The following is a 13,427-nucleotide window of genomic DNA, read 5'->3' on the forward strand; positions in this document are numbered from 1 at the left end:
GGAGATCGACCTGCTGGTGGTCAACCCGAAGGCCGCGGGGCATCTCATTGCGGAGGATGTCCTGTGGGGCGTCCCCGAGATCCGGCAGGTGGCGCGGGCGGTCGTCAGCGTGCGGGGCTGGCACACGGAGCGGATCAGCCCGAAGCTGGTCGCGCGGATGCCCGAGCTCGTTCGGTTCGCCGACGCGGAGGCCTTGAAATCGGCGCTGCGCGACCTCGGGCCGGGTCCCGTCGCGCGGATCCTCTGCCTGCCCGACCTGCCCGCCGCGAAGCCCATGGTCGCCAAAACGCTGGAAGTCCTGCGCGAAAAGGGCATCGACGGGGTGCTGCTGTTCCGCCCGATGCTTTTGGAGTTGGCCGCCCACGTGGATGCGCAGAAAAACTACGAAAAGTCCGACCTGCTCCAGCTCCTGCGCATCCTGAAGAAGCACGACCTGCTCAAGGACGCCCAGCTCGACCTGTTCAAGAAAAGCCGCCACGCCTCCGGCGAGCGGTAGCTCTCGCCGGGTGAGACATGCGCACGTCCTGGCGCCGATGGCTTTCGCGGATCGAGCCGGAGGGGATTCCCTGGCCCGGCACCTGTTTTTACAACGCCTTGAGCCGCCGGTCGCCGTTCCAGAAGCATTATGTCCTCGTGGCCGACGAGGTCGCGGCGTTCCGGCCGGCCTCGGTCCTCGACCTCGGGACCGGCCCGGGCTGGCTGCTGCTCCGCCTGCGCGAGCGGCTGCCGGGCGCGGCGCTGCACGGCGCGGACATCTCGCGGGCGATGGTGGAGAAGGCGGCGCAGAACCTGGCGGGGAGCGGCATCGAGCTGCGCTGCGCGGGCGCGGAGGCGCTGCCCTATCCGGACGCCTTCTTCGACGTCGTCGTGTCCACGGGTTCCCTCCATCATTGGAAGAGGCCCGTGGCGGGGCTGAACGAAATCCATCGCGTGCTGAAGCCCGGCGGCCGGGCCCTGGTCTATGACTTGGTTCGGAAGATGCCGGAGGACGTGGCCCGCCGCGCGCGGGCGGAATACGGGCGGTTCCGCGCGACGCTGATGTGGCTGCACTCGTTCGAGGAGCCGTTCTACTCCGCGGGCGAGATGGAGACGCTGGCGGCGCAGAGTGTCTTCGCGGGCGGGGAGACCGGGTTCACCGGCGCGCTCTGCCGATTGCGGTTGGTCAAGGAGTGCGCCAGCGTCAGAAGTAGTACGACGTGTTGAAGGTGAAGTAGAGGTATTCCTCCCGCACGTCGACGAGGACCCGTTCGAGGCGGCCGCCGGCCTGGGCCCAGCCGATGTCGGTGCCGTCGCCGAAGAGGTAGTTGATGCCCAGGTTGACGGCGCTGTTCTTCGTGCGCGTTCCGGCGCTGAAGCTGACGCCGTACAGGTCGGTCTGCGTCAGCGCGTAGGGGTCGTCCACGTCCGGGTCGGGCGCGGCGGACCGGCTGGTGAAGAAGCCGGCGCGCAGCGGGTACTTCTTCCACAGCAGGTACTCGGCGCCGACCGCGGCGTCCACGACGAGTTCCCGCTCCACCGGCACCTCGAAGGGCTGGCCGTCCTGGTCCGTGCCTTTCAGGCGCGTGAAGTCCTCTGCCAAATGGCAGCAGAGGTCCGCGCCGATCGTCCACGCGTCCCGGACCTCGCGCGCGACGCCGAGCGTGAACTGGGCCGCCGTCATGTTGTCCACCTCGACGTCGTCGGAATACATCACGTCGCGCCGGAACTGGCGGTCGACCACGCCGACGATATGCTCCAGCACCTTGCCGTCGCTGTAGAGGAGGGCGGACGGGGTCTGCGCCCGGAGGCCCAGGCTCCAGAGCGGATTCCACCGGTACTGCAGGCCCGCCACGCCGAGCAGGGACAGGCTGCTGTACTCGTAGCCCGCCGCGTACGACTGCCCGAAATCGCCCCAGTAGAGGTCCTGCTGGGAGTTGAACGTGCTGTAGACGCCGTAGAGGGACGCCCCGACGGCCAGCTTCGGGGAAACCTGCCAGCCCGCCGACGGCCCGAGCCACAGGACCTGGTGGTCCTGGCTCAACGTGTAGTAGTGCTGCGACTCGGGGAAGGCCAGGGTCTCGAAGTAGGACATCTTCTTCGGCGCGAACACGGCGAAACCCAGGACCAGGTTGGTATCCATCCGGTACGTGCCGCCCGCCGAGGAGGGCACGGTCTGGAACGCGTCGGCGTCGAAGTCCTCGCCGGGAAACAGGGCGTCATCCATTTTCAGGCGCTGGAACCCGTAGAGGTTGGCCGAGAGCGAGAGGGTGTTGTTCGGCGTTCGCGCCAGGCCGGCCGGGTTGTAGTAGCAGGCCTCGACGCCCTCTGCGATCGCGCAGGCCGCCCCGCCCATGCCGGCCCCCCGGTCGCCGAGCAGGTACTGCAGGTAGTTCGCCTCGCTGGCCCGGCCCGCCGCCGGGAAGAACAGAAGGAAGGAAACCAGGACGACGCCCCTTCGGATCGCGCGCTTCATGACGGCCTCCCTTGTATGGAACAATGCTAGCCCGGCCGCTCGGTCCGCGAAAGTAAAAAACGGAGCCGGGGTGAATCCCGCTTTGCTTGCTTCGACGGCGTGGCCTTCTTATAATGAATTAAAAGTGGAGGCCATCATGTCGCCGCGCCATGTCATGTGGATGCTGATCGCCGGGGTGCTTGCGCTGGGGCTCGCGGGCTGCGAGGACGAGGACTACGACCACGTTCCGCCGGACGGGCAGGGGAGCATCATCCTCGACAACTTCACCGGCGATGACATCTACGTGTTCATCGACGGCACGGCCACCAACCGGTTGCGGGACTACAAGGACGAGGCCTACGACCTGGATCCCGGCGTGCATCGCCTCGTCCTCGACCAGGACGGCGGAGACCGTTACGGCGCGTGGGACGTGGATGTGATCGAGGGCCGCCTGACCATCGTGGATGTCGAGACCGACGACTGGAACTGGGACGACTACGAGGTGACCATTCACCTCGAGACGCCTTGAACGCCGGGGCGGGGCCGGTGTCTGAAAGAAAGAAATGACGCCGCGTCCCGTATTCCGCCTCGCCCTGGTGATCCTGCTCGGCCTGCTCGGGACGTGGCTTATGCCCGTTCACGACGGCTTCTTTCCCCTTTTCCTGGCGGGCGACCGCGGCTGGGAGCCGGCGGCCTGGCTGGCCGTAGCCGCTGCCGCCTTATGGCTCGTACACCGCCGGGAAGGGGTTCCCGCGCCGCGCCCCTTCTGGCTGATCGTGGGAGCGGCCGTGGCCGTGGCGAGCGTGCCGCTGCCCCCGTTCCGCCCGATGACGGATTTCTTTTACTGGCCGGGTGTCGCCAAAGTCGCCGCGGTCGGATTGATCCTGCTCGTGGCGGGCGTCCAGGCGTTCGGTCGGCCGGGCCGCCGGTGGACCGCCCCGTTCCTGGCGATCGCCTCGCCGCTGCTGCTGTTCGCCTCGCGGCCGCCGCCGGGCGGCGGCCGGCTGAAGCGCGCCTTGTTCGCCGCCTTGCTGCTCCTGTTGGCGGCGCCCTGGCTGGCCTTCGGCCGCGACTTCTGGCCGCGGGCGCTCTGGCGGATCTTCAACTTCGACGAGATGGGGCGGCTGGCGGTGTCTTTCCGGCACTGGGCCTGGGCGGGCTGCGCCTTCCTTTTTCTCCTGTCGCCATGGCGCGAGGAAGTCTGGCCGCCCGGACCCGCGGGCCGCCTGCGCTGGCGTGCCACCCTGGCGGCCGCCGTCCTCGTCGTCCTGGCGCTGCTGCCGCTGGCCCTGCACAAGGGATACCAGTTCAAGGCGCTGCTGATGTATGCCGGCCTGATCGTGTTCCTGGAATGGGCCCCGCTGGTTCAGCTGCTGATGCTGGGGCCCCGGCTGCCGGTCCGCCTGGCGCCGCGGCTGGCCGCCCTCCCGCCGGCGGCCGCGCTGGGATGGCCGTGGACCGCGGGATTCCTGCTGCTGGCCGTGGTCCCGTCCCTCATGTATTTCAAAGGGGCCATCGAGGCCGTGGTCACCGGGTCGCTCTTCGCCGCGAAATTCGATCACAGTTGGGTCGGCTGGTGCCTGGACCAGTCCACGCTTCAGTGCGGATTCTGGCGATTCACCATGATCGCGGCGCTGCTCATGGCCCACGCGGCGATCGCGCGTTGGCTGGGTGACCGGACCACGCGGCGGGGCCTCTGGACGTTCCGGCTGCTCGTGATCGCCCTGTTCGTCGGGCCGCTCTGCTACCTCGCGTGTGACTACTGGAGCCTGATCGTGTATATCCGGACGCTCGGCTTCACCCTGCTGCGCTCGTACGGTCTGGTCTACGGCCTCGCCGCCGCCCTGCTAACGCTGGGCTTCCTGCGCTGGGCGCTGCGACGTGCGTGACGATTCGGTCAGGGGCGTTTGGACTTGACGGCGACGGCGCCTGTCGCCCATTCTCCGCCCCCGCAAGGGAAGCCGGGGGCCTGGCATGACCGAACGCGAAGCCTACATAGCGCTCAACATGACCGACAAAATCGGGCCGGTACGCGTCCGCGCGCTGATCGAGACGCTCGGTTCGCCCCAGGCGGTCTTCGGCGCCGGCCGGGCGCAACTGGTGTCCGTGAAAGGCATCGGCGAGGACCTCGCCGAGTCGATCCTCCAGCAGCGCGACACGCTCGACCCGGCGGCCGAGGAGCAGAAGGCGCAGGCGCTCGGCGCGCGGATCGTCACGCCGGCGGACGCCGAGTATCCCGAGCCGCTCTCGAAGATTTACGATCCGCCGCTGGCGCTCTACATCCGCGGCACGCTGGAAAAAACCGACCGCCACGCGATCGCCATGGTCGGCACGCGCCACGCGACGCACTACGGGTTGAGCGTGGCGGACAAGTTGGCCTATCAACTGGGGAAGGTCGGCTTCACCGTCGTCAGCGGGCTGGCGCGGGGGATCGACACCGCCGCGCACCGCGGCGCGCTGAAGGCCGGCGGCCGCACGATCGCCGTCATCGGCAGCGCGCTGGACCGGCTGTACCCGCCGGAAAACGAGAAGCTGGCCGAGGAGATCGTCCAGCACGGCGCCGTGATCAGCGAGTACACGCTCGGGCGCGAGCCGGATAGAACCACCTTTCCCTATCGCAACCGGGTGATCAGCGGGCTCTCGATGGGCGTGGTGGTGGTCGAGGCGGGGGCCACCAGCGGGGCGCTGCATACGGTGGACCAGGCGCTGGAGCAGGGGCGGACGGTGTTCGCCGTGCCCGGGCGCGTGGATAACCCGACCTCCAAAGGCCCGCACCGGTTGATCAAGAACGGCGCGCGGCTGGTGGAGGACGTGGACGACATTCTGCAGGAATTCGAGTTCCTGATCCCGCCGGAAAAGAAGGACGCGGCGGACAAGCTGGACAGCCGGCCCACGGTGGTTTTGAGCGACCTGGAACAGAGGATTGTACGGGCGCTCTGGGAGGAGCCGCTGGACGTGGACTCGCTGACCCGGAAGTCCGGCCTGAAGAGCCACGAGGTAAGTTCTTTGCTGATCGGACTGGAAATGAAGCGGATTGTGCGTATGCTGCCCGGCCGCCTCGTGGAACTGGCCGAGGGGCTGCGGGATAAAACGGAAGGCGAAAAGCCCGAAACCTGAACACCGAACACCGGAACCCTTCCCCATGAGCAAACACCTCGTCATCGTCGAGTCGCCGGCCAAGGCGAAGACCATCAACAAGATTCTCGGCGCCGAGTTCGCGGTCAAGGCCTCCATGGGCCACGTGCGCGACCTGCCGCCGAAGGACTTCGGCATCGATATCGAGAGGAACTTCAAGCCCCGCTACGTGGCCATCAAGGGCCGGGAGAAGGTGCTGGCCGAACTCAAGGCCGTCGCGGCGAAGTCGGACACGATCTACCTCGCGCCCGACCCGGACCGCGAGGGCGAGGCGATCGCCTGGCACCTGAAGACCGCGCTGAAGGGGGCCGTGCCGGAGGACCGCTTCCTGCGCGTGTCCTACAACGAAATCACCGCGCCCGCGATCCGCGAGGCGTTCAGCCATCCCGGCCCGATCGACCTGCGCAAGGTGGACAGCCAGCAGGCCCGGCGCGTGCTGGACCGGCTGGTCGGTTACCGGGTCAGCCCGCTGCTGTGGCGGCGCATCCGCGGCGCGGCCAGCGCCGGCCGCGTGCAGTCGGTCGCCCTGCGGCTGGTCTGCGAACGCGAGAACGAGATCCGGAACTTCAAGCCGGAGGAATACTGGCTGCTCGGCGCGAAGGTGGCCAAGCAGGTCGACCCGAAAGACCCGTTCGAAATCCGGCTCGCCCGGATCAACGGCGAGAAGGCGGAGATCAAGGCGTCGGAGCAGGCGCACGCCGTCAAGGCGGATCTGGAAGGCCGGGCGCTGCGGGTCGCCGCGATCGTGCCCCGCGAGATCAACAAGCGCGCGATGCCGCCGTACATCACCAGCAGCCTCCAGCAGGCCGCCTCCAGCGTGCTCGGGTACGCGCCGGCCTACACCATGAAGCTCGCCCAGCGGCTGTACGAGGGCGAGGACTTCGGCGAGGGGCCGATCGGCCTGATCACGTACATGCGCACGGATTCGTTCCATATCGCCGGCGGCGCGCTGGAGTCCTGCCGCCGGTACATCGGGAGCCATTTCGGCGCCGAGTACCTGCCCGAGAAACCGAATTTCTACCGCAGCCGCGGCAGCGCCCAGGAGGCCCACGAGGCCATCCGCCCGACCGACGTCGAGCGCACGCCGGACTCGCTGGCCTCGGTGCTGGAGCCCGAGGAACTGCGGCTCTACCGCCTGATCTGGCAGCGCTTCGTCGCCAGCCAGATGGTCCCCGCCCGCATCGCGCAGCGCACGGTCGAGATCGAGGCCGTGCCGCCGCCGGGGAAGACCTCCACCTACCTCTTCCGCGCCACGGCCTCCGAGGTCGTGTTCCCCGGCTACATGAAGGCGACCGGCGGCGAGGAGCGTAAGAAGGACGAGAACGGAGAGGAGATCGACCGGCTCCCGCCGCTGGAAGTCGGGGAGGGGCTGGATTGCCTCGAGTGGCTCGAACAGCAGAAGTTCACCCAGCCGCCGCCGCGCTTCTCGGAGGCCGCGCTCGTCCGCGCCCTCGAGGAAAACGGCGTCGGCCGGCCGAGCACCTACGCCTCGATCCTCTCCACGCTCGTCCAGCGCCGCTACGTGACGCGCGAGAAACGCACGCTCTCGCCGACGGACATGGGCATGAAGGTCTGCGAGTTCCTGGTCACGCACCTGGGCGAGTTGTTCGACGTCAAGTTCACCGCGGGCATGGAGGAGGCGCTCGACGAGATCGAGGAGGGCCGCGTCGAGTGGACCAGGATGCTCGGCGATTTCTACGGGCGGTTCCAGCAGTGGCTCGAGGCCGCCAAGGGCCCGCCGGCCGATCCGCGGCTGGTGCAGGCCTTGCTGGACGCGATGGACGGCGTCAGGGAATGGGCGCCGGAAAACAAGCGCGGGAAGCGGACCTACAGCGATCAGAAGTTTGTGGAATCCGTGCGCAAGAACCTCGCCGAGGAAAAACCGATTACCGACCGGCAGTTGGAGGCGCTGAAGAGCCTCGCGATCCACTACCGCGAGCAATTGCCGGACCTGCCGCGGGTGCTGGACGAGCTCGGGCTCGCCGCCGAGGCGGAAAAAAGCCGGGCCCCCGTCCTGCCGCCGTCGCCCGAGACGCTGCGCAAGCTGGAGCTGCTGGAGAAGGTCGAGTTCAAGCCCGCGCGCCAGGTCGGCAAGAAGACCTACGACGACCGGGTCTTCGCCGATTCGCTGCGCCGCCAGGTCCAGGGCGGGCGCGCGCTGTCGGAGAACCAGGTCCATTACCTCGACCGGCTGGTGATGAAGTATTCCAGCCAGATGGAGAACTTCGAAACCCTCGCGGCCGAACTGGGCCTGCACCGGGAGGGCCCGCACGGCATGGAGGACGTCGGGCCGTTGCTGGACGCGCTGAAGGCGGTGAAGGAATGGAAGCCGCCGGTCAAGCGCGGGCGGCGCACGTGGGATGACCACGCGTTCTTCCAGTCCCTGTCCGCCCAGCACGCGGAGCACCGGCACCTCTCCCCGCGCCAGGTGCTGTCCCTGAAGAAACTGGCGACCCGCTACCGCGCCCAGATCCAGGACTTCGAAACGCTGTCCGAACGCTACGGCCTCGCGAGCCTGATCAAGACCCGCAAGCCCGCCGCGCCCGAGGCGAGCCCGGAATGACCGATCCGGCGGTCAGCCGCTACCTGCGCTACCTCGAGGCCGAGCGCAACGCCTCGCCGCACACGCTCTCGAACTACGAGCGCGACATCGGCCAGTTCGCCGCCTTCCTGTGGAAGACGCCGCCGAACCCGCCCCTGCCGTGGGACCGCGCGGACCGGTACGCTGCCCGCGGCTTCCTCGTCGGTTTCCAGAAACAGAACTGCGCGCCGACGACGACCGCCCGCAAGATTTCCAGCCTGCGCTCGTTCTACCGCTTCCTGATGCGCGAGGACCTGGTGAAGGTGAACCCGTTCAGCGGCTTGATGCTCCCCAAGCGAGGCCGGAAACTCCCGGTCGTGCTGGGCCTCGGCGAGGTCAACCGCCTGCTGGCCGCGCCGCTCAAGGGCGCCGGGCGGACCCGCTCCGCGTCCTGGAACGACTACGCGCCCCTCCGCGACGCGGCCGTCCTGGAACTGCTCTACAGCACGGGGATGCGTGTCAGCGAATTGACCGGGCTCGCCGACGAGCAGGTGGACTGGCTCGCCAGCGTCGTGCGCGTGCGCGGCAAGGGCAAGAAGGAGCGGCTCTGCCCGTACGGCCGGCCGGCGCACCGGGCGCTGCGGGCCGCCGTCGAGGCCCGCGACCGGTTCCTGGCCTCGCGCGCGGCGGCCGGGAAGCCCGCCGCGCTGTTCGTCAACCGGCGCGGCGGCCGCCTGACCTCCCGCTCGGTCGAGCGGTTGCTCAAGCAGTACGCCGCCGCGGCCGGCCTGAATCCGGGCTTGTCTCCCCACGCGCTTCGGCATAGCTTTGCCACCCACATGCTGGATGCCGGGGCGGACCTGCGCAGCGTGCAGGAACTGCTGGGCCACGCCAGCCTGTCCACGACGCAGATTTACACGCACGTCAGCGTGGAGCGGTTAAAAAAGGTATACGAGGAAGCGCACCCGAGAGCGTAGGAAGGATCAGGGTTCGGTGTTCAGGGGTCAGGAAAAGCAAGGTGTGAAATGGCAATCCGATCTGCGGAAGTTTGTTAACCCGACCTGGGACACCATCCGTGAAAAGCGCATGTAACATATTTGATTTCAACGTCCAACGCCCAACGTCCAACGTCCAACTTCCAAGGTTTAGAACATCTTTAATTGGACGTTGGAAGTTGGATGTTGGTTGTTGGACGTCGAGTCCGTTATTCGCCCTGAACCCTGAACCCTGAACCCTATTTCGCCCCTCATGCTCTGGTTCCTGTACAACATTCTCTTCACCGTCGGCTTCCTGCTCCTGCTGCCGCATTTCCTGCTGCGCATGCGGCGGCGGGGCGGATACACGCGCCATTTCTGGCAGCGCATCGGGCGGTATGAACCCGACGTCGCGGCGCGCCTGGCGGAGGGAGGGCGCATCTGGATCCAGGCCGTGAGCGTGGGCGAGATGAATCTCGCGCTGGGATTCCTGGAGCAGATCCGGCGGCGGCGGCCCGGGACGAAGTTCGTGGTGTCGACGACGACTTCCACGGCCCACGAGATCGCCGAGAAGAAACTGCCCGCCGACGACGTCCTCATCTATTTCCCGGCCGACTTCCCGTTCATCACGCGCCGGGCCCTGGAGGCGATCCGGCCCGCGGCGCTGATCCTGGTCGAAAACGAGCTGTGGCCCAACCTGGTCCGGCTCGCGCGGGCGCGGGGCGTCCCGGTGGTCCTGATCAACGGCCGGATCTCGGAGCATTCCTACCGCGGCTACCGGAAGCTGCGGGTCTTCACCCGGCGGCTCCTGCCGATGGTGGACCGGTTCTGCGTGCAAAGTCCCGGCGACGGGCAGCGCCTGCGGGACCTGGGCGCGCCGGAGGACCGGATCACCGTGGTCGGCAGCGGGAAGTACGATATCGCGGAACCCGATCCGTCGGTCGCGGAACAGGCCCGCGCCGTGCTGCGGGCGGCCGGGATCACGGAGAAGCATGCCGTGCTGCTGGGCGGTTCGACCTGGCCGGGGGAGGAGGCGATTCTCCTGGACCTTTACAAGGAGCTGAAGAGCGAGCGGGAGGATTTGGCCCTGGTGCTCGTGCCGCGGCACGTCGAGCGCCGCGCGGCGGTGCTCGCCGAGATCGAGGCGCGGGGGCTGACCGTGCGGCGGCGCTCCGAGATCGGGCCGGGCGCGGCGCCGGCCGAGCGGCCGGACGTCCTGCTGGTCGACACCACCGGCGAGCTGATGGGTTTCTACTCCTGCGCGACGATCATCTTCGTGGGCAAGAGCCTGTCCGAGCAGCAGGGCGGGCAGAACATCATCGAGCCCGCGTGGTGGGGCAAGCCCGTCCTCGTGGGTCCGAACATGAAGAACTTTGCCGCGGTCATGGAGGAGTTCCTCGAGGCGAACGCCATCCTCCAGGTGCCCGACGCCCACGGCCTGAAGATGGCCGTCCTGGGGCTGCTGGACGACCCGGTCCGCCGGGTCGAGCTCGGCGCGCGTGCGGCGCGGCTGGTCCGCGAGAAGGCCGGCGCCGGCGAGCGCACCCTGGACCGGATCGGCCCGGTGCTCTTCCCCGCGTGATCAGTTCGGCGGCGCCGTGTCCAGGACGGGATAAAGGGCCGAGTGTTCCATCCCGGCGTGCCGTTTCCCGTAGCGTGCCGGGATGTCCTGCGTCCAGTCGCTCGGGATGATCGGGACGATGACGATCAGCAGGGCGAGCAACACCGGGCGCACGATCAGCCGTTCCGGCGGCGCGACCTTGCCGGGCGCATCGAGCTGCGCCCGCGCGGACGGTTCACCGGAATCCGGCTCGCGGCGCCAGCGGAGGATCAGCAGGGCCAGCCCCAGCAGGGTCATGAAGAGGTTCAGGCTCTGGCCGGTGGCGAGGCCGAGCAGGGTGGTCGGGTATTCGCGCGTGAAGTCGATCAGCACCCGGAGTCCCGCGTAGAGGAACAGGAAGAGCCCGGTCACCGCGCCGCGCCGCAGGCCGGCCTGCGAGGCCCGCAGCAGGACGGGGATCAGCAGCAGGTTCTTCAGCCCGTCGTAGAGCACCACGGGATGCCGGAATCCCTCGGCGTCGGGGAACTTCACCGCCCACCAGGCGTCGGTCACGCTGCCGACGATTTGCCCGTCGATGAAGTTGCCGATCCGGCCCATGGCGAGGATGAACGCCGCCGGGATCGCCAGCACGTCCGTGACGCGCAGGAAGGACAGCCGTTGCCGGCGGCAGAACAGCCATACGCCCGCCAGCCCGCCGAACAGCAGGCCGTGCGTGGCCATGCCGCCCAGCCACACCGCCGGGATCAAACGCCCATGCGCCCGGTAAAAGGGCCACTCGTAGAACAGCACCTCAACGGTCCGCCCGCCCAGCAGCACGCCGACCGCGAGGAATAGGCTCAACGTGTACACCGAGCCCAGCGAAAGACCGAGGTGGCGGCGCCGGCGGCGCAGGTACAAGTGCGCGTTCAGGAATCCCAGCGAAAAGCTCAAGCCGTACCACCAGAGATACAACCCGCCCACCGATCCCAGGACGGGATCAATCCGGTGAACGTAGGGTCCGATCCAGTTCATTCGAGCCTCGTTTTGAGGGTCGCAAGGATACCGGCCGGCCTGTATGCTTGAAAGCACGATTCCTCAACTCCGGGAGGGAGTGATCATGCGCACAAGGCTACGCGATGGCATCGCTACAGCGGTCTCCGGCCCGATCACGCGCCGCCGGTTCATCGAAAAACTGGGCGCCGGCACGCTGGCGACGCTGGCGCTCTGGCGCGAACTCCGCGCCGACTCCGCCCTGCCCGCGGCCCCGCCGCCGGGACCCGGCACGCCGGCCGACGAACTGCTGGCCGCGGAGGAGCCGTATTTCGCCGATTTCGCGAAGCTGTTCACCCTCGCCGACGAGCACAAGTACCTCGTCGCCAGCCAGAAGGGGTCGATGCCCATCCCGATCCTCCGGCATTTCAAGGAGGGGCTGGACCAGGTCGCGCGGGACCCGTTCCCCGTGTACCTGGAGCCCTCGGCCGTCACGCGGGAGAAGATCGCCCGGGGCTACGGCGCGCGCGTGGACGAGATCGCCATCTCGCGCAACACGACCGATGCGATCAGCCAGATTCTCCACGGCCTGGACTGGCGGCCCGGCGACGAACTGCTCTGCTCCACGCTCGAGTATCCCAACTGCGTCGCGACGGTCCGGCGCGTCGCCGGGCGCTTCGGGCTGACGATCCGCCAGTTCGGCGTGCCGTCGCGGCCGGACTTCTCCGCGGAGGAGATCGTGGAATCCGCGCGCCGCCGGATCGCGCCGGGAAAGACGAAGGCGATGTTCTTCTCGTGCCCGGCGCATCCCAGCGGCGTGGCCCTGCCCGTCCGCCGGCTGGCCCGGCTCGCGCAGGAATTCGGGATCACGACAGTCGTGGACGGCGCGCACTACGGCGGCCAGTTCGTCCCGCGCCTCGACGAGACCGGCATCGACTTCTGGGGCCTCTCCGGCCACAAGTGGCAGTGCGGCCCCGGCGGCACCGGGATCCTGTACGCCCGCAACGCGGCCTGGCCCGCGAACCCGAACCCGCTCCCGCGCTTCCACATCGTCCGGTCGGGCGACCTCGACGCGCCGACCGACGGCTCGCGTCCGGAAGGATTCGACCTGGGCGCCGCGTTGAGCCTGTACGGCTTCCCCGAATCCGCCGACTGGCGGGCCCTCGGCGAGGTCTGCGAGTTCTGGGACCAGGTCGGCCGCGAGCGGATCCAGAACTACATCCTCGCGCTGGCCGACTACACGCGCGCCGCGCTGATCGCCGCGTTCGGCGAGCAGGCGATCCTCCAGCCGTGCAAGGATACTGAACTCCGCTCGGGCATCGTCGCGTTCAACCCGTTCCCGGAGCCCGGGCCGCGCCGCGATCCGAAGGCGGCCCGCGCGTTCCAGTCGGGCATGGAAGCCGCGGGCTACCACGTCGGTTGCGGAGGCACCGGGCTGAAGGGGCTGACCCGCGCGCCCGATCCCGACGCGGGCGCGTTTTTCGACCTGTGCATCCCGAACCGCGACCCGGAGACCAACCGCCCGGCGCCGGACGACATCCCGTTCCGCACCGGGACGCCCGCCTGGTGCAACCGGGCCGACATGGACGCCTTCGTCGACGCCTGCGCGGAGGTCATGAAGAAGGTCGTCGGCTGAACGCCCCTGAATCCGCGCGTAAGCACGTTTGACTCTGATGATGGCACGCCGCTTCTGCTTGCTGACACGGCTCGCGGGACGCTCGCCCTTCCAGTCGGGAAAATTATCTGCATCGTAAAGACAGCGTTATGGAGGGCGAGCGTCCACGCGAGCCGCAACGACGGCGGCGTACGCAGGAAAGGCCCGAGCGACCGCCGTCC

General features: G+C 68.4%; 11 protein-coding genes. 9 read left to right on the forward strand and 2 right to left on the reverse strand.

The window, feature by feature from the left end; all coding sequences use genetic code 11:
* Both KA248_08970 and KA248_08975 read left to right on the forward strand, forming a co-directional pair.
* The coding region (locus tag KA248_08970) for a hypothetical protein (protein ID MBP7830034.1) at positions 1–496 on the forward strand (496 nt) is incomplete at its 5' end.
* Between the two features lie 17 nt (positions 497–513).
* Complete coding sequence (locus KA248_08975; GenBank protein ID MBP7830035.1) at positions 514–1,203, forward strand: class I SAM-dependent methyltransferase; 690 nt, start codon at positions 514–516, stop codon at positions 1,201–1,203.
* Here the strand turns inward: KA248_08975 and KA248_08980 are convergent.
* The gene (locus KA248_08980) at positions 1,181–2,452 is read right to left on the reverse strand and encodes a hypothetical protein (protein MBP7830036.1); all 1,272 of its coding nucleotides are present in this window, start codon (positions 2,450–2,452) and stop codon (positions 1,181–1,183) included. The two genes, KA248_08975 and KA248_08980, sit on opposite strands and share 23 nt — an antisense overlap.
* A 136-nt stretch (positions 2,453–2,588) precedes the next feature.
* Between KA248_08980 and KA248_08985 the strand changes: the two genes are divergently transcribed.
* From KA248_08985 to KA248_09010, 6 genes are all read left to right on the forward strand, one after another.
* A complete protein-coding gene (locus KA248_08985) occupies positions 2,589–2,960 on the forward strand; it encodes a hypothetical protein (protein ID MBP7830037.1) in 372 nt (123 codons plus the stop codon).
* A gap of 34 nt (positions 2,961–2,994) precedes the next feature.
* Complete coding sequence (locus tag KA248_08990) at positions 2,995–4,320, forward strand: hypothetical protein (GenBank protein ID MBP7830038.1); 1,326 nt, start codon at positions 2,995–2,997, stop codon at positions 4,318–4,320.
* Positions 4,321–4,405: 85 nt separating this feature from the next.
* Positions 4,406–5,548 (forward strand): DNA-processing protein DprA, encoded by a 1,143-nt coding sequence (gene dprA, locus KA248_08995; protein MBP7830039.1) that lies wholly within the window; start codon positions 4,406–4,408, stop codon positions 5,546–5,548.
* A gap of 25 nt (positions 5,549–5,573) precedes the next feature.
* Complete coding sequence (gene topA, locus KA248_09000; GenBank protein ID MBP7830040.1) at positions 5,574–8,129, forward strand: type I DNA topoisomerase; 2,556 nt, start codon at positions 5,574–5,576, stop codon at positions 8,127–8,129.
* Positions 8,126–9,064, forward strand: a complete 939-nt coding sequence (locus KA248_09005; protein ID MBP7830041.1) for a tyrosine recombinase XerC — start codon at positions 8,126–8,128, stop codon at positions 9,062–9,064. The genes topA and KA248_09005 overlap by 4 nt, the downstream gene beginning before the upstream one ends.
* A gap of 271 nt (positions 9,065–9,335) precedes the next feature.
* Positions 9,336–10,643 (forward strand): 3-deoxy-D-manno-octulosonic acid transferase, encoded by a 1,308-nt coding sequence (locus KA248_09010; protein MBP7830042.1) that lies wholly within the window; start codon positions 9,336–9,338, stop codon positions 10,641–10,643.
* Here the strand turns inward: KA248_09010 and lgt are convergent, their stop codons facing one another.
* A complete protein-coding gene (lgt, locus tag KA248_09015; protein MBP7830043.1) occupies positions 10,644–11,633 on the reverse strand; it encodes a prolipoprotein diacylglyceryl transferase in 990 nt (329 codons plus the stop codon).
* Positions 11,634–11,718: 85 nt separating this feature from the next.
* On the opposite strand from lgt, the gene KA248_09020 reads away from it, so the two are divergent.
* Positions 11,719–13,227: an aminotransferase class V-fold PLP-dependent enzyme gene (locus tag KA248_09020; GenBank protein MBP7830044.1), complete on the forward strand. Its 1,509-nt coding sequence runs from the start codon at positions 11,719–11,721 to the stop codon at positions 13,225–13,227.
* Positions 13,228–13,427: the final 200 nt, after the last annotated feature.

Source organism: Kiritimatiellia bacterium, assembly GCA_018001225.1.
In the GTDB taxonomy this organism is placed as follows: domain Bacteria; phylum Verrucomicrobiota; class Kiritimatiellia; order CAIQIC01; family JAGNIJ01; genus JAGNIJ01.